Here is a 24,730-nt window from a genome sequence, read left to right on the forward strand (position 1 = left end):
ATGGCCCGGGGGGGCGCGGACCACGCACCGGGGCGGCGGGACCCCCCGGAGGGGGGGGGTTCCGGCGCCGGGCCCTCCCCCCGCCACCGGCGCAGGACCGTCCCCGTCGGGTTCGGTCGCTTCGCCGTCCACCGCCGAGTACGCCTGCCACGACCACAAGGTGCCGCTCAGCGTGCTCACGGAGGGCAGGCCCGCGACCGAGCTCGGACCCGACGGGCTGGCGGCGCTCAAGGGGGAGGAGGTGCGGCGCCCGCCCGACCTGGAGCGGTGGCGCATCGTGGAGGAAGGGCCGGAGCGCGTGGCCCTGATCGCCGGCCGCGACGAGGACGGCCGCCGGATGCCGGGGGGTGAGTACCGCTTCCTGGCCGTCGAGCGGTTCGGCCCGCGGCAGGCGGACGGGCGGCGGGGCTGGCACATGCGCTCGTCCGGACGGTGCGACCTGCGGCGTGAGCTGGGCGGCGGCCTGGGTTCCGCCGAGCTGGCCCTGGAGTCGGTGTCGGGGAGCACCGTACGGCTGAAGGTCACCGAGATCGCCTGCGCGAGCGGCCGGTCCGCGCGGGGGCGGATCGAGGTGGCCGGCCTGGAGGAGAACGACCGGGAGGTCCGGCTGCTGATCGGCGTGTCCCGAGCGCCGGGCCGGGCGCAGACCTGCCAGGGCAACCCGCGCACGCCGTTCACGGTCGAGCTGTCCGCGCCGCTGGGCGATCGTGGGCTGCTGGACGCCGCGATCCACCCCGTCAGACAGATCCGCTGAAGATCCGGCGGATCCGGTGAAGGTCGGGCGGATCCACTGAAACTCAGGCGGGTTCGGTGATGGCCAGGCGGTCGGCGGCCCACAGGACGGCGGCGTCGTAGTCCACGGTGCCGAGGACGCGCAGGCCGCCGGGGCCCGGGTTCTCCACGAGGTCGGCCAGTGACGGGGTGGCGACCACGCTGACGTAGCCGACGCACCACTCGGCGATCTCGGCCTCGCGCTCCGACCAGAACGTGTGGATGATCTCCAGCGCCCCCTTCTCGGGCGCCTGGCGTTCGCGCTGGTCGACGACGACGGCGAAGCGGCGGTTCTCGGCCTTGGCGCGGGCGAGCACGTCGAGCATGCCGGCGTTGAGGTGGTCGGCTTCCGCGACGGTGAGGCGGCCGTTCTGGGAGGCGGTGACCAGAGGCCATCGGCCGAGGTCGACGAGGTTGCCCATGGGCATGGCTCCTTCAGTGACATAAGACTGCAAAACCGGTCAAATCTATCGCATGACGAGGATGTGATATTAGGTGAGGCTAACCTAAATTACAGCAATGGAGGAAGAGCATGAGGCCACGCGTCCCCGCCCGCCCGGCCCACGGCACGGTCTACGCCGAGGCCGCGGGCGTGTGCTTCGCATACGGCCGTGAGCAGGTGCTGCGCGGCGCCGACCTGGTCGTGTCCGCCGGGGAGGTGCTGGCGCTCGTGGGGCCCAACGGCTCCGGCAAGTCCACGCTGCTGTCCGTGCTGGCGGGGGACGTGCGGCCGCGGGCGGGAGCCGTACACCTGGATGGGCGGCCGGTGGCCGCCTGGACGGCGCGTGAGCTGGCACTACGGCGGGCGGTGCTTCCCCAGCGGCTCGATCTGGCCTTCCCGTTCACCGTCGAGGAGGTCGTGGGCATGGGACGGGCGCCGTGGGCGCGTACGCCGCGTGAGGAGCTGGACGCGGAGGTCGTCGAGGCCGAACTGGAGCGGACCGATGTCGCGCGGTTCAGGACGCGCGCCTTCCAGGAGTTGTCGGGCGGCGAGCGGGCGCGGGTGGGGCTGGCGCGGGTGCTGGCGCAGCGCACGCCGATGCTGCTGCTCGACGAGCCGACCGCAGCCCTGGACATCCGCCACCAGGAGGCGGTGCTCGGGCTGGCCGGGGAGCGGGCGCGCGCGGGTGACGCCGTCGTCGTGGTGCTGCACGACCTCGCGCTCGCCGCGGCCCACGCCGACCGGGTGGCCGTGCTGTCGGAAGGAGTCGTGCGGGCGTGCGGGACGCCCGCACAGGTCCTCGGCGAGGAACTGCTCAGCAGCGTGTACGGCCACGCGGTCGAGGTGCTGCCCCACCCGCGCACGGGGGTGCCGCTGGTCGTGGCCAGGCGCTGAGTTTCCGTCAGAGGGGGAAAGTCGGCTACAACTGAACGGGTGAAGATTGGGCCGATAGGGGTGTGGCCGCCGGTCGTGCTGGCGCCGATGGCGGGGATCACGAACGCGCCGTTCCGCGTGCTCTGCCGTGAGCAGGGCGCGGGGTTGTTCGTGTGCGAGATGATCACCACGCGGGCGCTGGTGGAGCGCAACCCCAAGACGCTCAGGATGATCAGGTTCGCCGACGAGGAGCGGCCGCGCAGCATCCAGCTCTACGGCGTCGACCCCGAGACCGTCGGGCGCGCGGTCAAGATGATCGCCGAGGAGGACCTGGCCGACCACGTCGACCTCAACTTCGGCTGCCCGGTGCCCAAAGTGACCAGGCGCGGGGGCGGGTCCGCGCTGCCGTACAAGCGCAATCTGCTGCGGCGGATCCTGCGCGAGGCGGTGCGCAACGCGGGCCCGCTGCCCGTCACCATGAAGATGCGCAAGGGCATCGACGACGACCACCTCACCTATCTCGACGCCGGGCGCATCGCGGTCGAGGAGGGCGTCGCGGCGATCGCGCTGCACGCGCGCACCGCCAAGCAGCATTACGGCGGGCAGGCCGACTGGGCGGCGATCGCGCGGCTCAAGGAGGCGGTGCCCGAGGTGCCGGTGCTCGGCAACGGCGACATCTGGAGCGCCGACGACGCGCTGCGCATGGTCGCCGAGACCGGCTGCGACGGCGTCGTGGTGGGGCGGGGCTGCCTCGGGCGGCCGTGGTTGTTCCGGGATCTGGAGAACGCCTTCAACGGCGATCCGTCGCGCGTGCGGCCGTCCCTGGGCGAGGTCGCCGATGTCATGGAACGGCATGCCGAAGGGCTGTCCGCCTGCTTCGACACCGAGCGGTACGCGGTGGCCGACTTCCGCAAGCACGTCGGCTGGTATCTCAAGGGCTTCACCGTCGGCTCCGAGCTGCGCCGCGCGATGACCACGGCCGAGTCGCTGGAGGAGCTGCGTACGGCCCTGGCCGAGCTCGACCGCGACCAGCCGTGGCCGCCCAACACCGACACCCCGCGCGGCAAGTCGGGCGAGCGGGACCGGGTGCACCTGCCGGACGGCTGGCTGGACGATCCGTGGGACAGCCATGTGCCCGCCGACGCCGAGTCGGACATCTCCGGCGGTTAGGGCAGCCAGCCCGCTTCGGTGGCGATCTTGACGGCGTCCACGCGGTTGCGGGCGTTGAGCTTCATGACGATGGCCGTCAGGTAGTTGCGCACGGTGCCCACCGACAGCCCGAGCCCCGCCGCGATCTCCGGGGCCTCGGCGCCGTCGGCGGCGAAGCGCAGCACCTCCAGCTCGCGCGGCGACAGCGGGTTGTCGCCCGCGTCCCAGGCGGTCAGCGCGACCTGCGGGTCGACCACGCGCCGCCCCGATGACACCTCGCGCACCGCCTCGGCCAGCCGCGCGGACGGCGAGTCCTTCAGCAGGAAGCCGGAGACCGACGCCGACAGCGCCCTGCGCACGGTGCCGGGACGGCTGAGGCCGGTCAGGATGAGCGTCTTGCAGGAGGGCAGCTCCTCGTGCAGGAGCTGGGCGGCGGTGAGGCCGTCGATCGCGGGCAGGTCGATGTCGATGATCGCCACGTCGGGGCGATGCCGCAGCGCCAGCGGGAGGATCATGTCCCCGCGCTCGGCCTGGGCCACGACGGTGAGGTCGGCCTCAAGCTCGATCAACGCCGCGAGGGCGCCGCGCACCATGCGGACGTCCTCCGCGATCAGGATCTTCAGAACGCGCACTGACCCATCCGAACAGCAGATTGTCTGGTTCGGCCGGCCCCTCTCGCGTGCCCGTGCCCGTGGGCGTGGCCTGACCCTGATCGTAAGTCGTCGCGACAGGACCGTCTAGGCGCCGCCGGGCACCTCCGCGACCACCACGAACCACCCCTCCTCACCGGGGCCGGCGGTGAGGCTGCCGCCGAGGCCCTCCACGCGGGTACGCAGGTTCGGCAGCCCGGTACCGCCCGGCCGGGGCAGCGTGCCCGGTTCCACGCCGTCGTTGGCGACCCGCAGCCGCACCACGCCCTCGCCCTCCGCCGCCTCGATCACGCAGCGCGTGGCCTTGCTGTGGCGCAGCACGTTCGTGGTGGCCTCGCGTAAGACGATCCCGAGCACGGTCTCCACGTACGGCGGCAGCGGCCCGCAGGCCAGATCGAGCGTGGCCTCGATGTCGGCCGAGGTCAGCGTGGACAGCGACGACTCGCCCTCGGCGGCCAGCGACATCGCGTGCGAACCGCTGGCCGCGCCGCCCACGTCGACCAGCGCCTGCCTGGCGATGTCCAGCGACTCCTCGGCCTCGGCGCGGGCGCGTCCGGGGGAGCCGGGCAGCAGCCGGTAGGTCAGCTCGGTCTTGAGCGTGATCGCGGACAGGTTGTAGCCGAGCAGGTCGTGCAGGTCGCGGGCCACGCGCAGCCGTTCGCGCACGACGGCCATCCTGGCCAGCGAGCCGCGGGCCGCGTGGATCTCGAAGACGAGCGCCTGCAGGGACGTGATGCCGTACACGACCAGGCCGGTGAGCAGGGTGAACACGGCCGCGTAGACGATCGAGACGGGTGCCAGGCCGGCCGCCGCCGTGGCCGCGGCGATGCTGGCGGCGACGGCGGCGTACAGGGCCCAGCGCAGCGGGCCGGGCACCCACAGCAGGATCGAACCGGCCAGGAAGCCCGCCATCGCACCCCATCGCTGACCGGCCCAGAGCAGCGGCAGGTAGGTGGCGGCGGCCTGGACCGACAGCGTCAGGGCGCGGACGCGGGGCGGCCAGCGGCGGGCCAGGTCGGAGGAGTGCGCGAGCTGCAGGGCCGAGATGACCGCGAAGCAGATCGCCGCCGCTGCCAGGCCCGCGCCGCCGAGTCCCTCCGAGACCGAGAACAGCATGGTCACGCCGGCGTAGGCGGCCAGGACCATGACGGTCATGACGACCGCGGTGCGCGGGGCCCAGGGTGTGGGCGGCGCCGCCGGGCGGCGGGGCGGGGCCGTACCGGAGATCTCGACCGGGGTCTGGCCGGACGGCGGGGCGGCGTCCGCGCTCGCGAGCGGCACCCGCGCGGTGAGCAGGAAGCGGCCGTCGGTATCGTGCACCGCGGACAGGGTTCCGCCCACCGCCTCCACCCGCAGCCGCAGGCTCTCCAGCGCGGTGCCCGAGCCGGCCGCGGCGCCCCTGACGCCGTCGTTGACCACGCTGAGCAGCACCGAGCCGTCCGCCGCGCGCGCCTCGATCCGGCACGAGCGGGCGTCGCTGTGGCGCAGCACGTTGGTGGCCGCCTCGCGCAGCACGATCGCCAGCACGGTGTCGGCCGCGCCGGGCAGCGGGCCGTCCGGGAGCACGGCCCGGGTGTCGATCCCGGCCGAGACCAGCGTGGACAGCGCCGTCTCCGCCTCGGCGGCCAGCGACATCCGCCGGTAGCCCCAGGCCGCCGCCCGTACGTCGGCGAGCGCCTGACGGGCGGTCTGCAGGGCCTCGCCCACCTCCTCCCTGGCCCGGTCGGGGGGGGGGGGGCCGCGCCCGGGGGGCCCCCCCCCCCGGGGGGGGGGCGCCGGGGCGGGGGGGGGGCGCCGGGCCCCCCCGGTCCCGGGGGGCGGGGGGCGGGGGGGGGCCCGCCGCCCCCCCCCCCCCCCGCCCGCGGGCGGGGGGGGGGCCGCGCCCCCCCCGCCGCCCCCCCCGCCCGATCGTGCGCGTGATCGCGGAGAGGTTGGCGTCCAGCAGGCCGCGCAGGTTCCTGGCGACGCGCAGTTGCTCGCGTACCACGGCCATCCTGGCCAGCTCGCCGCGGGCCGCGTGCGCCTCGGCCACCATGGCCGCCAGCGAGCTGACGCCGTAGACGATCAGGCCGCTCAGCAGCGTGGACTCGGCCAGCCAGAACGCCGTCACGGCCGGTTCGCCGTGCGCGAGCGCCAGCGGCGGGATGCTCGCCCCGACGGCCAGGTAGAGCGCCCAGCGCCACGGCCCTGGCACCATGAGCAGCACCGATCCCGCCAGGAACCCGGCCATCCCGCCCCAGGGCCCCATCCACAGCAACGGCAGGTAGGTGGCGACCGCCTGCGCGCCGAGCGTCAGCGACCGCGACCACCACGACCAGGTACGCGGCTCACGCGTCGAGTGCGCGACCTGCAGGGCGACGACCACCGCGAAGCAGGCGGCGAACCCGGCCAGCCCGTCACGGGTGGGGCTCCAGACGACGTTGATGAGCATGTCGAGCGCGAAACCGGCGACCACGGCCAGCGTGATCGCCACCGGGCTGCGCGGCAGCCATCGCTCGCCCGCCGAGCCCAACGCGATCCAGGTCGTCCCCATCGGTCCCCCGGGTGTCGTCCTTGATGCACCCCGGCCACGCGCCCTACCCGAACGGCTTCACCCTAACCCGGAGCGCGCCCGCCAGGCCCGGGCCAGCCGCGCCGCCGCCCTGGCCGGCCAGTCGGCGCCGTTGCGCGGACGCCGCTCGCACCGGTCGCCGCCGCGCTCGTCCGGCATGCCGACGGCCAGGGCGGACAGGCTCGACTCGGCCCGCCAGTCGGTGCCGAGCACCCGGGCCGCGCACTCGATGTCGCCCCCGTCGGCGGGCCGGGAGCGCAGGCCGATGGCGGTGGCCACCAACGACAACGACCGCACCAGCAGGCCGAGGTCCTTGAGCGCGAGCACGTAGCCGAGGCCGCCGTACTTCCACGACAGCCGGCGGAAGCGCGCGGTGACGACGATCAGCAGGGGCGGCGGGCCGGGCAGGTTGGCGGCGATCGCGGCGGCGTCGAGCAGTTCTGCCGGCCCGGCGGTGGTCAGGAGCTCCAGCCGGTGGCCGAGCGGGTCGTAGTGGTAGACGCCGCGGGCCAGGCCGGCGCACCGGTGCACGACCACGTACAGCTCGAACGGGTAGCAGCCGCCGCTGCTCGGGTAGGGGCGCTCGCTCAGCTCGGCCCGCGGCCGGTCGGCCGGCCGGTTCAAGGTACGCACCCGGGCCGTCCGGTAGAGCAGTTCGCCCAGGTCACGTGCGGTCGGCGGCGCGGCGGGGAAACGCGGCTCGCCCGGCCGCGCCTCCAGCACGGCGCTGAGCGGCGGGTCGTGCGCGAGGACCTGCGCCCAGCGGGGCCGGGGGAGCGCGACCACGGGTCCGGCGGCCGGCACCACCACCGGCTCGTCCGGCTCGCGGTCGCCGCCCGGGTAGGTGGCGCCGTAGTCGCCGTCGTGGCGGCCGAGCGTGGTGCGCGTGTGGAACATCAGCTCCAGCGGCGACCAGGAGGCCAGCACCGGGTCCTCGTCCTCGGCGAAGCGGGCGGGCGGCTCGGTGTCCTCGGCCGCCACCACCATCCCGGCCGCGAGCAGATAGCCCAGCAGGTCGGTCAGCGGCGGCGCCGCCACCTCCTCGGGCGGCACGGGCGCGCCCAGGGCCGACAGCAGCCAGACGGCCCGCGGCCCGTGCAGCACCACCCGGTGCAGCGACAGCGGGGACTCCAGCCGGTAGGAGGAGCCGTCGGTCGTGAGCGTCGCGAAGCGCGAGAGCCGTACCGGGCGGCCGGGGGCCGGTTCCACCGGCAGGAAGCGGGCCTGCGGGGTGAGCGGCACCACCGACAGCACGAGCTCGTCCGGGCCGAACCCCATCGAGCGCACCACCATGGCCGGGCAGCACTCCAGCAGCCGGGCCAGCGCCGCGCGGTCGGCCGGGTCGGCCAGCACGTTCTCCAACCGGATCGGGCCGAGCGTCATCCGCCGCAGCGCCTCGCGGATCGCCGGGCACTGCGGCGGCAGCCGTACGTCGTCCCATCGCCCGTGCAGGGTGAGCCGCCCGGTGTCCTGGTCGGTCTCGACGTGCACGTCCTCGCGGAACGACCACAGCTCCAGCCGGGCGGCCCTCACAGGAACAGCGGGACCGGGTTGAGCCGCTCATAGGGCGTCGGCTCGGCCAGGCGGCCCGCGCGCACCGGCGCGTCGTAGAGGCGGCCGGGGGCGAAGCGGGCCCAGAAGTGCCGCAGGCCGGGCACGACCACCTTCACCACCGGCAGCCCGATGTCGGGGCGGGTCTGGTCGAGGACCAGCACGTCCAGCCCGTGGCTGCGGGCCAGCTCCGTGACCGCCTCGACGTCCGCGCGCAGGTCCGCGCGCGGACGGTGCGGGTGGTCGGCGGGCCCGGTCCGCGGCCGTTCAGGATCGGGCAGCAGGTACGGCAGGCCGCCCACCCGGGCCCGCGCCCACCACTCGGCCAGCCGCGGATCCACGGCCCCGTACCCGGCGCCGTCCGGCCGCGAGCCCGCCCCCGAGTCCGCCCCCGAGTCCAGCACCGCGGGCAGCAGCTGGCCGTGCTCGGCCAGCGCCCTGCGCACCGCCACCCGCGGGTCGAAGTGGGCGCCGAAGCCGAACATCACGTCCTCCGCCGCCCGGCCGGTCCGCCGCGAGATCGCCGCCATGACGGGCACGCCCAGGTCGGAGGTGAGATCGAGCACCCAGATCTCCCGGTGCAGCTCGCGGTAGCGCGCGGCCAGCCCGGTGATCGCCGGGTCGCCGAAGGCGTGCAGGTCGACGCCCGGATGGCGGGTGCGGTTGTACCACCACTGGGCGACCGCGTCCCGCTCGACCAGCTCCAGGAAGCCCTGGACGAGCGCGTCCTCCAGGCTGGCGCCCGCGGCGTTGCCGTTGGAGTCGGCGCGGGCGAAGACGGGGGCGGCGGCCTGCCGTACGCCGTGGTAGTAGAGCAGCTGGGTGGGCAGCAGGCGTTGCTCGCCGGTGACGAGCGAGCACAGCGGCGTCCACTCCACCGGGGCGTGCTCGTCGAACGGCTCGGGCACGAACTGGCAGTCCATGTGCCCGGCGTTCCAGCGCTCGCGGTCGCGGTACTGGCGCTCGTGGAAGAGCATGACCTCGTTGGGGTGTACGGCCTGCCGTCCCAGGCCGGCGAGGCTGTCGCGGAGCGTGAACTCCTCGCCCAGGCGCGAGCCGCAGTGGCGCTCGACCGCCTCGCACAGCGCGCTGACCCGGGCGTGCAGGTCGGTGGCGCCCTTGCCGCCGCTGTGCCGGCGCAGGCCCGCCCGGATGCCGGGCAGGCCGCCCGCGGCCATGGCGAGGTTGGGGCCCGACAGGTAGCAGTGCAGGAATCCGGGGGCGCGCGGGTCGCGCCTGACCCGCTCGACGACGCCGGTCAGCGGGTCGGCCAGGTGGGCGTAACGCTCCCACATCAGCTCGGGTGCGAGCGCGCGGTGCTCGCCGGCCGCCTTGGGGCGCGAGCGGGGGCGTACCGGCTGGGGCGGTTTCGGTTCCGGGTCGCCGCACGCGGGACACTGCGGGCGCCGGGCCACGGGGTGACGGGCCGATTCCAGGGTCAGGGTGTTGAGCGTCCAGATCGCCCGCTGTCCCGGATGGCGGTGGCCGGCCAGCCACTTGGCCGCTTCGAGTACGGCGGCCTGCAGGCCGATGGCGGTGGTGGCGGGCAGCGAGGTCTCGGGCGGGTGGCACGGCGTGGCGTGGCCGCCGGCGCGCTGCAGATAGGACTCCACCATGCGGCGCCCGCCGAGCCGCGCGGCCAGGCAGGTCAGGCACGGGCCGCGGCCGGGCTCGAAGAACGGGCCGACCCAGACGTCGGCGCCCGTCGGCTTGGCCAGCAGCCACGGCCGGCCCTCGTCGAGGTGGCGGGCGTTGAGCGCGGCCAGCCGGGGGTCGAGGTAGTCGTCGCAGAGAACCAGGGGGAAGGCCGCGGGGCCGCCGAGGACGAGCCCGGCCTCGCGGCACGCGCGGGCCGCGGCGGAGGGGTCCACGTTACCCAGGACCGTCAGCGCCACGGGGCGCGCGGCCAGGCCGGTCGCGACCTCGTCGGCGTCGAGCCCGGCCAGGTCCCAGTAGGCGGCGCGGGCGCCGCCGCAGGCGCCGGAGCGGTAGGCGATCAGGTCGGCGTCGGCCAGGCGGTCCAGCAGGTGGCCCAGGCGGCGGGCCGGCACCTCCGGCGCCAGCTCCCGCTCCAGTTCGCCGACGCTGCGGGTGCCGTTGAGCAGCGGCGCCAGCCGGTCGATGCCGGTGCCCGACAGCGCGATGGCCCCGCGGGCCGAGACCAGGAACACCCCCTCACCGGGGACGGTCTCGGCCCGCAGGTGCCGCTTGAACGCGATCGGCCGGTCGGCGGTCATCGCGCGAAGCCGGACGTGCACCACGTGGGCGCGGCGAAGGCCGGAGCGTCACCGAGGTCCTCGATGACGAGATCGTCCGTCACACCGCAGTCGGCTTCCCATCGTGCGACCACGTCGAATGCCATGATGTCCTCCACTGGTCGGTACGCCAATGGTCCGCCTTTCTCCAAGCCCCGTGAAGTTGCCCGGTCACGGCCGGGACATGAATCTTTCACGGGCGAATTCATGACGAGATCCGTAGGCAGGAACAGCCGCCGCGTAAACACTGGGCGCATCATCGCCACACGATCGGAGAAAGCGCCGTGCGCCAGTTGGTGAAGCGCAGGAAGCCGCGCGGAAAGCAGGCTGAAGCGCTGGATCTCCGCACTCCAACCGGCCGTTCGCTGCCTTATTGAGGTGGCAATTCGTGGTAACGGAATCAGGAATGAATATCTATCTGGATTCAGCCAGCACAGAAGACGCGGAACAGGCCGCCCGGCTCGGATTCGTCGGCGGCGTGACCACCAATCCAACACTCATGCGTAAAGTCACCGGCGATCCGCTGCAGCACGCGAAGGAACTGCTCGCGGCCACGGATTTCCCCGAGTTCTTCTACCAGCCCAGCGGCCTTTACGCGAGCGCGCTGGAAGAGGCCGAGACGGCGTGGTCGCTCGACCCCGACCGGGTCGTGCTGAAGATCCCCGCCACGCCGCGCGGCGCCGCGCTGGCCCGCCACCTGGCCGACAGGAACGTGCCGGTCGCGCTGACCGCCGCCCAGTCGCCGAACGCGATGGCCGTGGCCGAGGCGCTCGGCTGCGTCGCCGTCATCCCCTACCTCGACCGCGCCTGGCGCGACCAGCGGACCCCGAGCGACCTGATCGCCCAGCTCGCCCGCGTGCGCAAGGGGACCACCAGGATCGTCGCCGCGTCGGTGAAGCACGCCGGGCAGTTCGCCGCGGCCTTCGCCGAGGGGGCGGACGCGGTGACGGCGCCGCTGGCCGTACTGGAGGAACTGCTCGCGCACCCGGCGGCGCTCGAGGCCGAGCGCGCCTTCGCGGCGGAGTACGGGGAGGGCTGATGTACGAGGCCGTGCTGTTCGACATGGACGGTGTCGTCGTCGACACCGAGCAGTCGGTGACGGAGTTCTGGCAGCGGCTGGCCCGCGAGGAGGGCTACACGCTCAGCGGGCCCGAGCTGGAACGCCACGTCTTCGGCCACCGCGCCGACCACACACTGCGCAAGCTGTTCCCGCAGATCCCCACGGCCCGCTACGGCGAGGTCTACCGGAGCCTGCGCGAGGACCAGGAGAGCCTGCGCTACCGGGCCATCCCCGGCGCCCGGCGGCTGCTGGCCGAGCTGGCGGCGGCAGGGGTCCCGCTGGCCCTGGTGACCGGCGCGCAGGACTGGAAGGCGGCCGAGGTGCTCGCCCAGCTCGACCTGCGCGACACCTTCGCGGTGCGGATCTGCGCCGACGACGTCTCGCTCGGCAAACCGCACCCGGCCTGCTACGAACTGGCCGCCGAGCGGCTGGGCGCGGCGATCCGCTCCTGCCTGGTCTTCGAGGACGCGGTCAGCGGGGTGAGCGCCGCGGTGAGCGCGGGCGCCGCGTGCGTGGCGCTGGCCGTACCGCAGCGGGCCGGGCAGGTGCTCGGCGCGGGCGCGCGCACGGTCGTACCGGACTTCGGGGAGGTGGCCTTCGACGCCGCCCGGCGCACCCTGCGCGCGGGCGCGCTGGAGTTCGCCTTCGCCCGCCAGAGCCAGCGCCTCGGCGCGTTCTGAGAGGAGCCACGCATGGACCAGCTGTTCACCCCGCCGGTGGACCGGTGGGACGCGGCGCTCGCCGGGCGGCTGACCGGCCGCGACGAGGTGCTCCACCGCTCGCACCTGGTCGGATCCGACCCCGCCCTGACCAAGGAGGGCGGCGGCAACTTCTCCGCCAAGGGCGTGGCAGAGGACCACCGGGGCCGTCCCGTCCGGGTGCTGTACATGAGCGCGTGGGGCTGCGACGGCGCCGCCACCACGCCAGAGGACTTCCCCGCCCTGCGCCTGGACGACCTGCTCGTGCTCAGGGACGCCGACCCGCCCGGCGAGCGCGGCATGACCGATTACGCGGCCGACTGCGGCCTGCGGGCCGGCCAGCGCGCTCCCGGCATCGAGACGCTCACCCACGCCTTCATCCCGGCCGCCCACGTTGACCACTGCCACCCCGACGCCGTGATCGCGCTCACCTCCTTCCCCGGCGGCCGGGCGGCGGCCGAGGCTGAGTTCGGGGATGAGGCCATCTGGTTCGACTACCGCCAGTTCGACCTCGGCGTCGCCCGCGAGCTGGCCGGCCGGATCGCGGCCCTTCCGCGCTGCAGGTTCGTCCTGCTGGCCAACCATGGCCTGTTCACCTGGGCCGAGACCAGCGAGGCCTGCTACCGCAACTCCCTGGAGGCCGTGCGCAGGGCCGGCGCCGCCGTCGAGCGGGCGATCGGGCGCGCGCCCGACCTGGGCGGCCCCGCCGTACCCACGCTGGATCCTGAGGCCGCCGGCGACCTGCTCGCCGAGATCCTGCCGCCCCTGCGCGGCGCCCTGTCCGCCGGCACACCCGGCCTCGTCCTGCACGTCGATCGCGGACCCGCCGCGGCCCGCTTCGCCTCCTCCGCCCGCGGCCCCCGCTGGACGCAGGACGGCCCGAGCTGCCCCGACCACCTCGTCACCGTCGGCTACCGGCCCCTGGTCCTGGACCGCACGCCGTCCGGCGCGCACGAGGTGCTGGCCGGGGTCGAACGGCACCGCGCCTGGTACGCCCGCTACTACGACAGCCACGTGCCGCGCGCCGCCCGCGAGCTCGGCATGCGCTCCGACGCGCCCCGCGCGATCCTGCTGCCCGGCCTCGGCGCGCTCACCTGCGGCGCCGACGCCGCCAAGGCGCGGCTGTGCGCCGACCACCTCGCCCAGACGATGACCGTCGTGCGCGCCGCCGACGCGGCGGGCGGCTACGTGTCGCTGAGCGAGGCGCAGGGCGCGGCCGACGAGTACTGGCCGCTCATGCGGCTCAAGCCCCAGCTGCGCGCGCCCGAGGGCACGCTGGCGGGCAAGATCTTCCTGGTCGCCGCCGACGACGCCGCCCGCGCGGGCGAGGTGGGCGCGGCGCTGGCGCGGGCGGGCGCGCACGTGGCCCTCGCCGCCCGCCAGGACACCCACCTCGCCGACCAGGCACGCTCGATCGTGCGCCGGTACGGCGAACGCCGCGCCATCGCCCTCCCGGCCCCCCAAGGCGCCCGGACTCCGGCGACCCAAGAACACCGGGCTCCGGCGACCCACGATCGGACTCCGGCGACCCGAGGAGACCGGGCTCCAGTGGCCCGCGACTGGGCGGAGGCGGCGGTCCGCGCGGCGGTGCTGGCCTACGGCGGCTTCGACGCACTGGTCGACATGACCCGCACCGGCGGCCTGGCCAGGACAGCGCTGCCCGTCCTGACCCGCCAGGGCATGGGCGGCACGATCCTGCTCGCCCACGACGGCTGGCCGCCCGGCGCCCTGGAGGCCGAGGTCCGCGCACTGGAAACCGCCAGAGACGCGCTGGAAAGCGCCGGAGACGTGCGAGAGACCGGCGGAAGCGGGCGTGACGTCAGAGTCAACGCCGCGATGACCGCGCGACCCTCGGCCGTGGCCGGCGCCGCCGCCTACCTGGCCGGTGGCGCCCCGTGGACCGGCACGATCCTGCGCCCGCCCGGCGCCCGCCCGCCCGGCCACGACCTGAACGACATCCTGACAAGGAGCTCCAGATGACCATCGAGAAGCTGACGAGCCTCGCCGGTCTGGTCCCGCAGGGCCAGTACCTGATGGCCTCGTGCTTCGACGCCCACCACACCGTGGGCGGCGGCCTGTTCGCCATCAACGGCGCCGTCGAGGAGATCGACCGCGTCTCCAGCACCGGCCTGTTCGCCGCCGACGGCGTGCTCTTCCGCTGCCTGTGGGCGGCCGAGGGCAGCCCCGCGGAACTGGTCGCCTACGACGAGACCGGCGTGCGCCGCTACCACCGGCTGGACGAGGTCTCCACCCCGCACGACATCGTGGCCGTCGACGACCAGGTGCTCGTCGTGGCCACCACCCAGAACGAGGTCCAGTGCGTCGGCCCCGACGGTCGGATCACGTGGCGCTGGCGCGCTCCCGGCGAGGCCGACAGCTGGCACCTCAACAGCATCGCCCTCGCCGGCGGCCAGATCATGGTCTCCGGATTCGGGCCGTTCCTGCGCCGCCGGGGCTGGGACGAGAGCGGCAAGCCCGCCACCGGCCAGGTGGTCAGCCTGACCACCGGCGAGCCGGCGCTGCGCGGCCTGCGCGCCCCGCACAACCCCTGGTACGGCGACGGCGTCTGGCTGGTCTGCGACTCGGCGGCCGGTGACCTCGTGGAGCTCGACGGCGAGACCCGCGAGGAGACCAGGCGGCTGGCGCTGCCGGGCTGGCCGCGCGGGCTGGCGGTCACCGGCCGCCACCTGTTCGTCGGCCTGAGCCCTCACCGGCACGCCACCGCCTCGGTCGCCACCGCCGCCGTGGCCGTGGTCGACCGCGAGGACTGGAGCGTCACCGGCGTCGTGGAACTTCCCGCCCGCGAGGTCTACGCGCTGGCCCTGGTGCCGGCGCCGCTGGCCGACGGGGCGCGTACCGGGTTCGGCGCCAACCACACGCGTGCCCACGAGCAGGACCAGCGGCGCCAGTTCGAGCGGCTGGGCCGGCGGCCGAGCCGCCTGTGGGCGATCGGCGACCGGCTGCCCGCCGACGCCTGCCGGGCCGAGGTGAGCGCCGTCGAGCCGGAGACCGGCCAGGCCGAGGCGGGCAGCCTGCTCACGGTGGAGTGCCGGGTGCGCAACACCGGGGCCGAGCTGCTGACGCCGGCGCCGCCGTACCCGGTGAGGGTGTTGCACCGCTGGTACGACGCGGACGGGCAGGAGGTCGCCACGCAGCCGATCGCGGCGGCGCTGCCGCGGTCGTTGCCGCCCGAGGCGGTCGGGACCGTGCTCGTGCGGGCCAGGACCCCGGACGCGCCGGGCCGCTACCGGCTGCGCGTCACGCTCGCGCAGGACGGCGGGGTGCCCTTCGACGAGCTCGACCCGGGCTCGGCCGCCGACGTCGCGGTGACGGTCGTGCCCGAGGGCGCCTCCTACGAGGCGCTGGCCGGGTTCGGGATCCACCCCTCAGAGGTACGCGCCGCCCGCGCGGCGGGAACGGTGCCGGAGATGCTGGAGAGGCTGCTGGCACGGCCGAACGGCGGCGTCAACGGCCTGGTCGCCGGGCTGATCGAGGACGCCGGGCGACCGGCGTTCACCCGCGCGCTGGCCGCGGCGCTCGATGCCGCGGAGCCCGCGCTCGCGCACCTGGTCGACGCGGCCGTCCCCGACCGCGCGGACGTGACGCTGACCGGCGCGGAAGCGGTCGGGCTGGCGCTGCGCCGCTCGGGCGTCAGCGTCGCCTTCGCCTACGCGGGCACGTCCGAGCTGGTCATGTGCGACGCGATGGCCCGGCTGGGCCTGCTGGTCAACGGGCGCGGCGACCGCGAGTCGCTCTTCCAGGCCGGTGGCGCGAGCAGGCTGCGGCCCGGCAACGGCGCGGCCGTCCTGCACGGCGCCCGAGGGCTGACGAACGCGCTCGGCGCCCTGGCCGACCTGCGGCGCAACGAGATCGGCACGGTCGCGGTGGTCGGGCTGCCGTCCACCGGCTCGCAGCCTTTCCTGCCGCCGCACGGCGAGCGGGACCTGATGCCGGTCTCGGGGGAGTTCGCCAAGTCCTGGCACGAGCTGCGCGCGGTGCCCAAGCATCCCGAGGAACGGCGGGCCGCCGTGGAGGCCCTGGTCAAGGCGGTACGGCTGGCCGTACACGATGCCAGGACCGCCCCTTACGGACCGGTGCTCGTGGCGCTCCCTCAGGACGTGGCCGAGGCCGCGTGGGTGCCGCTGAGCGCGCTCGACGCCCTCGACGAGGCAGACGACGGGCCGGAGGTGGACTCGGCGGCCCTGGTCACCGCCACCACCCTGCTGGCCGGAGCCGGACGCCCCGCCGTGATCATCGACGACTACGCGCTGCTGCACGACGGCCTGCGCCCCGCGCTCGCGGCCTTCTGCCGGCGCACCGGCGCGCCCGTCCTGCAGGTGAAGTACCGGCGCGGCCCCATGCTGTTCGAGCGCCTCGACGACGGGGAGGTGCCGGACTTCCTCGGCTGGTACGACCCGGCCGACCCCGTCCACCAGGAGGTCCTGGCCCAGGCCGACCTGCTGGTGACCGTCGAGGACCGCAACATGTACCCCCGCGTCGTCGGCGAGCTGCCCGCCTGCCGGAAGATCGCGCTGACCTCCAAGCCCGCCGCGGCCGAGAAGAACGGCTACCTGCGCGACGGCGACGCCCTCGTCGCGGGCGACGTGGTGGCGGCGCTGCGCGAGCTGACCGCGGCGGCGCCCGGCCGCAACGGATCGGGCCCCTGGTACGCCGACCTGGCCCAGGGCGAGCGCGCCCCGGCCGTCGAGGTGCCGCAGGAGGCCGCCGAGCTGCGCAACGGCGTCGCCCGCGCCATCGGCGACACCGCCGCCCAGCTCGGACAGCAGGTGGTGCTGGTCGACGACAGCCAGATGTTCGGCGGCATGCTCGCCGAGGAGTACGACGCCTTCCCCGCCGGGCTGCGCGTCGCCGGCGGCCACGGCGGCTTCGTCGGCAGCGGCATCACGCTGGCCACGGGCCTGGCCCTGGGCGAGCCCACGGCCAAGGTGCTGTGCTGCCTCGGCGACCAGGGCTTCACCAACAGCATGCAGGGGCTGGTCACCGCCGTGCAGGAGGCGGCCCCGGTGACGTTCCTGGTCTGCAACAACGGCGGCAGCGTCTCGCTGCGCAAGCAGTCGCGCCCGTCCGGCTGGCTCGACGGCGGCCGGCACCGCTACCTCGACAACGCCGCCGGCATGGACTACGTCGCGCTGGCCGACGCCCTCGGCGTCCGCAGCCGCCGCGTCGACCTGAGCGGCTGGCACGACCGCGACCACACCGCGCTGCGCCTGGAGGCCTTCACCAGAACGCTCCAGGCCATGGCGGGACACCCCGGGCCCACGCTCATCGAGCTGGTCCTGCCCGGCGACCCCGAGTTCTGGACCGGGGTCTGGATCAACCAGGGCTTCGAGCAGGCGGGCAAGAAGGCCCGGCCCGAGCGGCGGCCCGTGAAGGTGGGAGGTGACGACCGTGTATGAGGTCCCGCTGCGTGAGGTGCCGCTGGCGCCGTACGAGGAGGTCATGGGGGCGCAGCGCGTCGAGCGGCTGCGGGTCGAGGCCGGCTGGGTCCGGCGGATGCTGGGCGGGCGCACCGTCTGGAACATCAACTCGACCGCCGCCGGCGGCGGCGTCGCCGAACTGCTCCACACGCTGGGCCCGCTGGCCCGCGCCGCCGGGCTGGACGTGCGCTGGCTGGTCATCGACGGCGACGCCGAGTTCTACGCCATCGCCAAACGCCTGGTCTCCCGCCTGTACGGCATCGCCGGCGACGGCGGCCCCCTCGGCCCCGCCGAGCTGCTCCACTACCGCCGGGCCGTCGCCGCCAACGCCGAACGGCTGGCCCGCCACATCCACCCGGGCGACTTCGTGATCGTCCACGACGCGCAGCCCGCCGGGCTGATCGAGCGGGTGCGCGAGCGCGGCGCCACCGTGGTCTGGCGCTGCCACATCGGCAGCGACCGGCCCAACGAGCACACCCGCGAAGGCGGCGAGTTCGTCCGCCGCTTCGTCGCGCACGCCGACGCGACCGTCTTCTCCACCCCCGGCCACGTGCCGGACTGGGCGCCGTCGCCGCGGCTCATCGCGCCGTCCGTGGATCCCTGCGGGCCCAAGAACATGGACTTGTCCCCGGACGTGGCCCGCGCCGTCCTCGCCGCCACCGGCATCGTGGCCGGTGACCGCGAGCCGCCGCTGACCGTCCCCGTCCCCATCGGCCCTCCTGCCGAGGTACGGCAGGCCGCCCTGGCCCTGCGCGAAGGCCCGCCGCCCGCGCCCGATCTGCCCATGGTCGTCCAGGTCTCCCGCTGGGACCGGCTCAAGGACATGACCGGCGTCCTGGACGCGTTCATCGCCTCCGGCGTGGACGGCTACCTCACCCTCGCCGGAGCCGACGTCAGCGGCGTCGCCGACGACCCGGAGGCGACCGACGTCTACGAGGAGTGCCGCCGCGTGTGGCACGCGCTGCCCGAGGAGCACCGCCGCCGCTGCCAGCTCCTCTGCCTGCCCATGGACGACCTGCGCGAGAACGCCGTCGTCGTCAACGCGCTCCAGCGGCACGCCACCGTCGTCGTGCAGAAGAGCCTGGCGGAGGGGTTCGGGCTGACCGCCACCGAAGCCATGTGGAAGTCGCGCCCGCTACTGGCCAGCGCCGTCGGCGGACTGCGCGACCAGGTCAAGGACGGCGAGAGCGGCCTGCTGCTGCCCGACCCGCACGACGTGGGCGCCGCCGCCGCGGGCATCCGCCGGCTGTTCGGCGACCACGCCTTCGCCCGCCGCCTCGGCGACAACGCCCGCGCCCGGGTCCACGAGCACTACCTGCCCGACCGGCAGCTCCTGGACTGGATGCGGGTGATCGAGAGCGTCGCCACCGCGAGGGCCGCCTGATGCGCCGGCTGGGGCGCGGCGGGCCGTACGTGGGCGAGCTCGGGCTGGGCTGCATGGGGATGTCGCAGTTCTACGGCGCCTTCGACGACGCCGAGTCGGTCCGCGTCATCCACCGCGCGCTCGACCTCGGCGTGAACCTGCTCGACACCGCCGACATGTACGGCCCCCACACCAACGAGAAGCTGATCGGCCGGGCGATCCGCGGCCGGCGCGACCAGGTGGTGATCGCCACCAAGTTCGGCAACGTCAAGGGACCCGACGGGCGGGTCGTCGGCGTCGACGGGCGGCCCGAGTACGTGCGCCGCTCCTGCGACGGTTCGCTGCGCCGCCTCGGCGTCGACCACCTCGACGTGTACTGCCAGCACCGCGTGGACACCTCCCTGCCCGTCGAGGAGACCTGGGGCGCGCTGGCCGAGCTGGTCGCCGAGGGAAAGGTGCGGTATCTGGCCATCTCGGAGGCGGCGCCGGAGACGGTGAAGCGGGCCCACGCGGTGCATCCGGTCAGCGCGGTGCAGACCGAGTACTCGCTGGTCAGCCGGGATCCGGAGGAGGAGCTGCTGGGAGTGCTGCGCGCGCTCGGCATCGGCTTCATGGCATACGCGCCGCTGGGCAGAGGCCTGCTGACCGGCCGGGTGAGCAGGACCGACGACCTGCCGGCCGGCGACTTCCGGCGTACGCTGCCGCGCTTCCAGGCGGGCAACCTCGCCCGCAACGCCGATCTGGCCGGGCGGATCGCCGGGCTGGCGCGGGCGCGCGGGGTGAGCCTGGCCCAGCTCGCGCTGGCCTGGCTGCTGGACCGGGGCCCCGACATCGTCCCCATCCCCGGCACCAAGACCCGCGCCCGGCTGGAGGAGAACCTGGCCGCCGCCGCGCTCGACCTGACCCCCGCCGAGCGGGCGGCCCTGGACGAGCTGGCGCCGCCGGGCAGTGCCGCCGGGGCCCGCTATCCCGACATGTCCGGAGTGAACCTATGAACGCATGGTGGCGGGAGGCCGTCCTGTACCAGGTCTACCCGCGCAGCTTCGCCGACTCCGACGGCGACGGGATCGGCGACCTGCCCGGCGCCATCACCCGGCTCGGCCACATCCGCGAGCTCGGCGCCGACGCCGTCTGGCTGTCGCCGTTCTACCCGTCGCCGCTGGCCGACTTCGGCTACGACATCAGCGACTACGAGGCCGTCGACCCCGTCTACGGCACGCTCGCCGACTTCGACGAGCTGGTCGGCCGGGCCCACGAGCTGGGCCTGCGGGTGCTGATCGACCTGGTCATGAACCACACCTCCGCCGAGCATCCGTGGTTCGCCGAGTCGCGGGCCGGCCGTACCTCGCCCAAACGCGACTGGTACATCTGGGCCGACCCGAGCGAGACGGGCGGCCCGCCCAACAACTGGCTCAGCGCCTTCGAGACGTGCGGCCCCGCCTGGACCCTCGACGAGCGCACCGGCCAGTGCTACCTGCACAGCTTCACCCCCGGCCAGCCCGACCTCAACTGGCGCAACTCCGAGGTGCGCGCCGCCATGCAGAAGGTGTGGCGGTTCTGGCTGGACCGCGGCGTGGACGGCTTCCGCGTGGACGTCGCCCACCGGCTGCTCAAGGACGCCGAGCTGCGCGACAACCCGGCCGAGCTGGCCCATGCCAGGCGGCACGTGTCCCATCCCGGGCTGCGCATGCGCAATCTCGACCTGCCCGAGACCCAGGAGGTGCTGCGCGAGCTGCGCCGTACGCTCGACTCCTACGGCGGGCGGGTCGCGCTCGGCGAGGTGCCCATCACCGACGACCGGCGGCTGGCCGCCTACTTCGGCGGCGACGGCCTGCACACCGCCTTCCACGTCGCCTTCTGGGAGCAGCCGTGGCGGGCCGCGGCCTTCCGCGAGACCGTCGACCGGCTGGCGGAACTGGCCGGGCCCGGGGCGCTGCCCACGTACGCGCTGGCCACCCACGACATCTCCCGCGCCGCCACCCGCTTCGGCGCCGGCCCCCGGCTACGGGTGGCCGCGACGATGGCGCTCACGCTGCGCGGCGTGCCGTGTGTCTACTACGGCGACGAGATCGGCATGGCCGACGCCCCACCGGGCCGGGCGCTCGACGTGGACGGCCGCGACGGCACCCGGGCGCCGCTGCGGTGGGACGCCTCCGGCTCCGGCTTCACCACCGGCCGGCCCTGGCTGCCGCTCGGTCCCGCCGAGGTCAACGTGGCCGCGCAGCGCGAGGACCCCGGCTCGCTGCTCACGCTCTACCGGCGCCTGATCGCGCTGCGGCGGGCGAGCCCGGCGCTGCGGGCGGGGGAGTACCGATCGATCGAGGCCGGGCCGGACGTCTACGCCTACCTGCGCTCGGCTCCCGGCGAGCGGATGCTCGTCGCGCTGAACTTCTCCTCCCGCCTGGTCGCCTTCACCCCGCGGGCGCTGCCCGCCGACGGCCGGGCCGAGCTGTCCACGGGCAAGCGCCTGACCGGCACGCGGGTCAGCCTGGCGCCGCTCACGCTGGCCCCGGACGAGGGCCTCGTCGTGCGTCTGGAGGAGCCGTCATGACCAGCACCTGGGCGGCGGCCCTGGCACGCAACTGGGCGGGCAACGTCGGCTACACCTGCGCCGAGCTGCGCTGTCCCGCCTCGCTCGCCGAACTGCGCGCGCTCGTGGCACGCAGCCCCCGGGTACGCGCCCTGGGCACCCGCCACTCCTTCAACGACCTGGCCGACTCGCCCGGCGTGCTCGTCTCGGTCGCCGGGCTGCCCCAGGAGGTCGAGATCGACTCCGCGCGGGCCCAGGCCAAGGTGCCCGCGGGCATGCGCTACGCCGAACTCGCCCGCCGCATCGACGCCGAGGGCTTCGCCCTGCCGAACCTCGGCTCGCTGCCGCACATCTCCGTCGCCGGCGCCTGCGCCACGGCCACCCACGGCTCCGGCGTGCGCAACGGCTGCCTGTCCACGTCGGTGGCGGGCCTGGAGCTGGTGGGCGCCGACGGCGAGATGACCGAGGTCACGCGGGGGCAGGACGGCTTCGACGGGATGGTCGTCGGGCTGGGCGCGCTCGGCGTCGTCACCCGCCTCACGCTCGACCTCGTGCCCGCCTTCGACGTGCGGCAGCGGGTCTACGAGAACCTGCCGCTGGAGGTGCTGGACGACCACTTCGACGAGCTGGTCCGGGGCGCGTACAGCGTGTGCCTGTTCACCGGCTGGCGGGCGCCGCGCCTGACGCAGGTCTGGGTGATCGAGCGTACCGACGAGCCGGAGTCCGGCCTGGTGCGGCGGCCGTGGTTCACCGCCACGCCCGCCCCGGCTCCGCGTCACCCCGTCGCCGGTTTCCCGGCCGCGAGCTGCACCGAGCAGCTCGGCGTCCCCGGCAAGTGGTACGAGCGGCTGCCCCACTTCCGCCCCGAGGCGGAACCGAGCAGCGCGGGCGACGAGCTGCACTCGGAGTACATGGTCGCCAGGAGCGACGCCGTCGCCGCGCTGCGCGCACTGGAACGCGAGCGCGAACGGATCGTCCAGGTGCTGCAGATCTGCGAGGTACGCACCGTCGCCGCCGACCGGCTGTGGATGAGCCCCTTCTACGGCGAGGACTCGGTGAGCATCCACTTCACCTGGACCGCCGACACCCGGGCGGTACTACCGGTGGTGCGCCTGGTCGAGCGGGCGCTGGCCCCGTTCAGGCCCCGGCCGCACTGGGGGAAGATCTTCACCGCCGCCCCCGAGCTGCTGCGCTCGCGCTACCCGAGATCGGCGGCGTTCGCCGCGCTGGTGCGCGCCTACGACCCGGGCGGCAAGTTCGGCAACTCCTTCCTGGACCGCTACGTGCTGGAGGAGCCATGACCACCACCCAGAGCCCCCCTCGGGGTGAGCCGACCCTGACCCGGCTGCGCGCGGCGACCACGCTGTTCTTCGCGCTCGGCGGGTTCCTGTTCGCCGGCTGGGCCGTACGCATCCCGGCGCTCAAGGAGCAGGTCGGCGCCTCACCGGGGCCGCTCGGCCTGGCGCTGCTGTGCATGACCGGCTCGGCGGTGCTCACGATGGCCGTGACCGGCGGGCTGTGCCGGCGCTTCGGCAGCAGGCAGGTCACGATCGCGGCCGCCGCGCTGCTGTCGGTCAGCGTGGTGCTGCCCGCGCTCACGCACTCGGCGCCCGTCCTCGGCCTGTCGCTGATCGTCTTCGGCATCGCCTACGGCGGCATCGACGTGGCCGCCAACAGCGTGGCGGTCGACGTGATCGCCGCGCTGCGCCGTCCCGTCATGCCGGGCTTCCACGCCGCCAACAGCTTCGGCAGCCTGGCCGGCGCGGCGCTCGGCGGCGTGCTCGCCCCGCACCTGACGCCGCTGCCGCACATGCTGCTGCTCCTGCCGGCCGGCCTGGCCGCCACGCTGATCGGCGGGCGCATGCTCATGGCGCTGCCCCTGCCCGCCGCGCCCGCCCCGGCGCGGGAGGCCGGTGCGGGCTCCCTCGCGCGGCGCGTCAGCGTGCCGGTCGTCGTCTTCGGCCTGATCGGCCTGTTCGCCGCCTACAGCCAGGGCGCGCTCGACAACTGGATGCCGCTGCACCTCAGCGAGGACATCGGCGCCAGCCAGGCCGTCGCGGCGGCCGGATACGCGGTCATCCAGCTCACGATGGGCTTCATGCGCCTGGTCGGCAGCAGGCTGCTCGAACGCCTCGGCCCCACCCGCGTCGTCGTCACCGGCGGCCTGGTCGCCTGCGCCGGGACGCTCGTGGCCGCCCAGACGCACTCCGTGCCCATCGCGTTCGCCGCCCTGGTCGCGACCGGGCTCGGCCTGGCCAACATCTTCCCGACCGCCATGGCCCAGGCCGGCGCGGCGGGCGGCCCCGGCGGCATCGCCCTGGCCGCCACGCTCGGCTACTGCGGCATCCTCGTCGCGCCGCCGTCCATCGGCCTGCTGGCCGACGCGTTCGGCCTGCCCGCGGGCCTGTCCCTGATCGCGCTCGCCGCCGCGCTCGCCGCGCTGGTCTCCTGGCCCGCGCGTTCCCTCGCCACGGTACGGCCCGCCGGCCGAAGGGGTCCGACATGATCACCCAGCTCGACCTGCTCGAATCGGAGTCCATCCAGATCATCCGCGAGATCGCGGCCGAGCTGGAACGCCCGGTGCTGCTGTTCTCCGGCGGCAAGGACAGCGTCGTCCTGCTGCGCCTGGCCGAGAAGGCGTTCCGCCCCGCCCCGATCCCGTTCCCGGTGATGCACGTGGACACCGGCCACAACTTCCCCGAGGTGATCGACTTCCGCGACCGCCGCGTGGCCGCGCTGGGCGTACGGCTGATCGTGGCGTCGGTCCAGGACAGCATCGACCGCGGCCGGGTGAGCGAGGAACACGGCCGGCACGCCTCGCGCAACCGGCTGCAGACCACCACGCTGCTCGACGCGATCGCCGAGCACCGCTTCGACGCCGTCTTCGCCGGGGCGCGCCGCGACGAGGAGAAGGCGCGGGCCAAGGAGCGGGTGGTCTCCTTCCGCGACGACTTCGGCCAGTGGGACCCCAAGAACCAGCGGCCCGAGCTGTGGAACCTGTTCAACACCCGCATCCGCCCCGGCGAGCACGTGCGGGTCTTCCCGCTGTCGAACTGGACCGAGCTGGACGTGTGGCACTACCTGCGCCGCGAGGCGCTGGACCTGCCCTCGATCTACTTCGCGCACGTCAGGACCGTCTTCGAGCGCGACGGCATGCTGCTCGACGACAACCCGCACGCCCATCGCGACCCCGGCGAGCAGGCCTACGCCGCGACCGTGCGCTTCCGCACCGTCGGCGACGCCTCGTGCACCGGCGCGATCGCCTCCACCGCGGCCACGACGGACGCGGTGATCGAGGAACTGAAGGCCACCCGCGTCACCGAGCGGGGCCAGACCAGGGCCGACGACCGCACCGGCGAGTCGGCGATGGAGGACCGCAAGAAGGAGGGTTACTTCTAG

At 74.7% G+C, this 24,730-nt stretch carries 20 protein-coding genes; 14 read left to right on the forward strand and 6 right to left on the reverse strand.

Annotated features, from left to right (window positions below):
• Positions 1-172 precede the first annotated feature (172 nt).
• Complete coding sequence (locus ACFWY5_RS50975; protein ID WP_379639326.1) at positions 173-754, forward strand: hypothetical protein; 582 nt, start codon at positions 173-175, stop codon at positions 752-754.
• Positions 755-797: 43 nt separating this feature from the next.
• On the opposite strand, the gene ACFWY5_RS50980 is transcribed toward ACFWY5_RS50975, so the two are convergent.
• Positions 798-1,193 carry a hypothetical protein gene (locus ACFWY5_RS50980; RefSeq protein ID WP_379623641.1) on the reverse strand — a complete coding sequence of 132 codons (396 nt, stop codon included), beginning with the start codon at positions 1,191-1,193 and terminating at the stop codon, positions 798-800.
• A 110-nt stretch (positions 1,194-1,303) separates the two neighbouring features.
• On the opposite strand from ACFWY5_RS50980, the gene ACFWY5_RS50985 reads away from it, so the two are divergent.
• Both ACFWY5_RS50985 and dusB read left to right on the forward strand, forming a co-directional pair.
• A complete protein-coding gene (locus tag ACFWY5_RS50985) occupies positions 1,304-2,107 on the forward strand; it encodes a heme ABC transporter ATP-binding protein (protein WP_379639327.1) in 804 nt (267 codons plus the stop codon).
• Positions 2,108-2,146: 39 nt separating this feature from the next.
• Complete coding sequence (dusB, locus tag ACFWY5_RS50990) at positions 2,147-3,256, forward strand: tRNA dihydrouridine synthase DusB (protein ID WP_379639328.1); 1,110 nt, start codon at positions 2,147-2,149, stop codon at positions 3,254-3,256.
• Here dusB and ACFWY5_RS50995 read toward each other — a convergent pair.
• Both ACFWY5_RS50995 and ACFWY5_RS51000 read right to left on the reverse strand, forming a co-directional pair.
• Entirely contained in the window at positions 3,253-3,867 is a 615-nt protein-coding gene (locus ACFWY5_RS50995) for a DNA-binding response regulator (protein ID WP_379623635.1), read from the reverse strand. The two genes, dusB and ACFWY5_RS50995, sit on opposite strands and share 4 nt — an antisense overlap.
• A 105-nt stretch (positions 3,868-3,972) precedes the next feature.
• Entirely contained in the window at positions 3,973-5,592 is a 1,620-nt protein-coding gene (locus tag ACFWY5_RS51000; RefSeq protein ID WP_379639329.1) for a sensor histidine kinase, read from the reverse strand.
• Positions 5,593-5,801: 209 nt separating this feature from the next.
• Between ACFWY5_RS51000 and ACFWY5_RS51005 the strand changes: the two genes are divergently transcribed.
• A complete protein-coding gene (locus ACFWY5_RS51005; protein WP_379639331.1) occupies positions 5,802-5,945 on the forward strand; it encodes a hypothetical protein in 144 nt (47 codons plus the stop codon).
• A gap of 530 nt (positions 5,946-6,475) precedes the next feature.
• On the opposite strand, the gene ACFWY5_RS51010 is transcribed toward ACFWY5_RS51005, so the two are convergent.
• Genes ACFWY5_RS51010 through ACFWY5_RS51020 form a run of 3 tightly spaced genes read right to left on the reverse strand, consistent with a single transcriptional unit; the run spans position 6,476 to position 10,349 of the window.
• Positions 6,476-7,969, reverse strand: coding sequence for a SagB family peptide dehydrogenase (locus ACFWY5_RS51010; protein WP_379639332.1), 1,494 nt, complete (start codon positions 7,967-7,969; stop codon positions 6,476-6,478).
• A complete protein-coding gene (locus ACFWY5_RS51015; protein WP_379625975.1) occupies positions 7,966-10,224 on the reverse strand; it encodes a TOMM precursor leader peptide-binding protein in 2,259 nt (752 codons plus the stop codon). Before ACFWY5_RS51015 ends, ACFWY5_RS51010 begins: the two co-directional genes overlap by 4 nt.
• Positions 10,221-10,349 carry a hypothetical protein gene (locus tag ACFWY5_RS51020; RefSeq protein ID WP_379625973.1) on the reverse strand — a complete coding sequence of 43 codons (129 nt, stop codon included), beginning with the start codon at positions 10,347-10,349 and terminating at the stop codon, positions 10,221-10,223. Before ACFWY5_RS51020 ends, ACFWY5_RS51015 begins: the two co-directional genes overlap by 4 nt.
• 299 nt (positions 10,350-10,648) lie before the next feature.
• Here ACFWY5_RS51020 and ACFWY5_RS51025 point away from each other — a divergent pair, with 299 nt between their 5' ends.
• Genes ACFWY5_RS51025 through cysD form a run of 10 tightly spaced genes read left to right on the forward strand, consistent with a single transcriptional unit; the run spans position 10,649 to position 24,730 of the window.
• On the forward strand, positions 10,649-11,281 hold the full coding sequence (locus ACFWY5_RS51025; RefSeq protein ID WP_379625971.1) for a transaldolase family protein: 633 nt from the start codon (positions 10,649-10,651) through the stop codon (positions 11,279-11,281).
• On the forward strand, positions 11,281-11,982 hold the full coding sequence (locus ACFWY5_RS51030; RefSeq protein ID WP_379625969.1) for an HAD family hydrolase: 702 nt from the start codon (positions 11,281-11,283) through the stop codon (positions 11,980-11,982). The genes ACFWY5_RS51025 and ACFWY5_RS51030 overlap by 1 nt, the downstream gene beginning before the upstream one ends.
• A gap of 12 nt (positions 11,983-11,994) precedes the next feature.
• Positions 11,995-13,980, forward strand: coding sequence for a class II aldolase/adducin family protein (locus ACFWY5_RS51035; protein WP_379639333.1), 1,986 nt, complete (start codon positions 11,995-11,997; stop codon positions 13,978-13,980).
• Complete coding sequence (locus tag ACFWY5_RS51040; protein WP_379639334.1) at positions 13,977-17,417, forward strand: DUF4915 domain-containing protein; 3,441 nt, start codon at positions 13,977-13,979, stop codon at positions 17,415-17,417. The genes ACFWY5_RS51035 and ACFWY5_RS51040 overlap by 4 nt, the downstream gene beginning before the upstream one ends.
• Entirely contained in the window at positions 17,401-18,822 is a 1,422-nt protein-coding gene (locus tag ACFWY5_RS51045) for a glycosyltransferase (protein ID WP_379639335.1), read from the forward strand. The genes ACFWY5_RS51040 and ACFWY5_RS51045 overlap by 17 nt, the downstream gene beginning before the upstream one ends.
• Entirely contained in the window at positions 18,822-19,796 is a 975-nt protein-coding gene (locus tag ACFWY5_RS51050) for an aldo/keto reductase (protein WP_379639336.1), read from the forward strand. Before ACFWY5_RS51045 ends, ACFWY5_RS51050 begins: the two co-directional genes overlap by 1 nt.
• On the forward strand, positions 19,793-21,352 hold the full coding sequence (locus ACFWY5_RS51055) for an alpha-amylase family glycosyl hydrolase (protein ID WP_379639337.1): 1,560 nt from the start codon (positions 19,793-19,795) through the stop codon (positions 21,350-21,352). Before ACFWY5_RS51050 ends, ACFWY5_RS51055 begins: the two co-directional genes overlap by 4 nt.
• Positions 21,349-22,632, forward strand: a complete 1,284-nt coding sequence (locus ACFWY5_RS51060) for a D-arabinono-1,4-lactone oxidase (protein WP_379639338.1) — start codon at positions 21,349-21,351, stop codon at positions 22,630-22,632. Before ACFWY5_RS51055 ends, ACFWY5_RS51060 begins: the two co-directional genes overlap by 4 nt.
• Positions 22,629-23,837, forward strand: coding sequence for an MFS transporter (locus tag ACFWY5_RS51065; RefSeq protein WP_379625955.1), 1,209 nt, complete (start codon positions 22,629-22,631; stop codon positions 23,835-23,837). The genes ACFWY5_RS51060 and ACFWY5_RS51065 overlap by 4 nt, the downstream gene beginning before the upstream one ends.
• Entirely contained in the window at positions 23,834-24,730 is an 897-nt protein-coding gene (gene cysD / locus ACFWY5_RS51070) for a sulfate adenylyltransferase subunit CysD (protein ID WP_379639340.1), read from the forward strand. Before ACFWY5_RS51065 ends, cysD begins: the two co-directional genes overlap by 4 nt.

Origin of the sequence: Nonomuraea sp. NPDC059007 (genome assembly GCF_042740555.1) — a bacterium.
Taxonomy (GTDB): domain Bacteria; phylum Actinomycetota; class Actinomycetes; order Streptosporangiales; family Streptosporangiaceae; genus Nonomuraea.

Excerpts from the sequence above, each read along its gene's own strand:
- ACFWY5_RS50980 (WP_379623641.1), bottom strand. The coding sequence starts at position 1,193 with ATGGGCAACCTCGTCGACCTCGGCCGATGGCCTCTGGTCACCGCCTCC.
- ACFWY5_RS50985 (WP_379639327.1), top strand. The coding sequence starts at position 1,304 with ATGAGGCCACGCGTCCCCGCCCGCCCGGCCCACGGCACGGTCTACGCC.
- ACFWY5_RS51015 (WP_379625975.1), bottom strand. The coding sequence starts at position 10,224 with ATGACCGCCGACCGGCCGATCGCGTTCAAGCGGCACCTGCGGGCCGAG.
- ACFWY5_RS51020 (WP_379625973.1), bottom strand. The coding sequence starts at position 10,349 with ATGGCATTCGACGTGGTCGCACGATGGGAAGCCGACTGCGGTGTGACG.
- ACFWY5_RS51025 (WP_379625971.1), top strand. The coding sequence starts at position 10,649 with ATGAATATCTATCTGGATTCAGCCAGCACAGAAGACGCGGAACAGGCC.
- ACFWY5_RS51030 (WP_379625969.1), top strand. The coding sequence starts at position 11,281 with ATGTACGAGGCCGTGCTGTTCGACATGGACGGTGTCGTCGTCGACACC.
- ACFWY5_RS51035 (WP_379639333.1), top strand. The coding sequence starts at position 11,995 with ATGGACCAGCTGTTCACCCCGCCGGTGGACCGGTGGGACGCGGCGCTC.
- ACFWY5_RS51040 (WP_379639334.1), top strand. The coding sequence starts at position 13,977 with ATGACCATCGAGAAGCTGACGAGCCTCGCCGGTCTGGTCCCGCAGGGC.
- ACFWY5_RS51050 (WP_379639336.1), top strand. The coding sequence starts at position 18,822 with ATGCGCCGGCTGGGGCGCGGCGGGCCGTACGTGGGCGAGCTCGGGCTG.
- ACFWY5_RS51055 (WP_379639337.1), top strand. The coding sequence starts at position 19,793 with ATGAACGCATGGTGGCGGGAGGCCGTCCTGTACCAGGTCTACCCGCGC.
- ACFWY5_RS51060 (WP_379639338.1), top strand. The coding sequence starts at position 21,349 with ATGACCAGCACCTGGGCGGCGGCCCTGGCACGCAACTGGGCGGGCAAC.
- ACFWY5_RS51065 (WP_379625955.1), top strand. The coding sequence starts at position 22,629 with ATGACCACCACCCAGAGCCCCCCTCGGGGTGAGCCGACCCTGACCCGG.
- cysD (WP_379639340.1), top strand. The coding sequence starts at position 23,834 with ATGATCACCCAGCTCGACCTGCTCGAATCGGAGTCCATCCAGATCATC.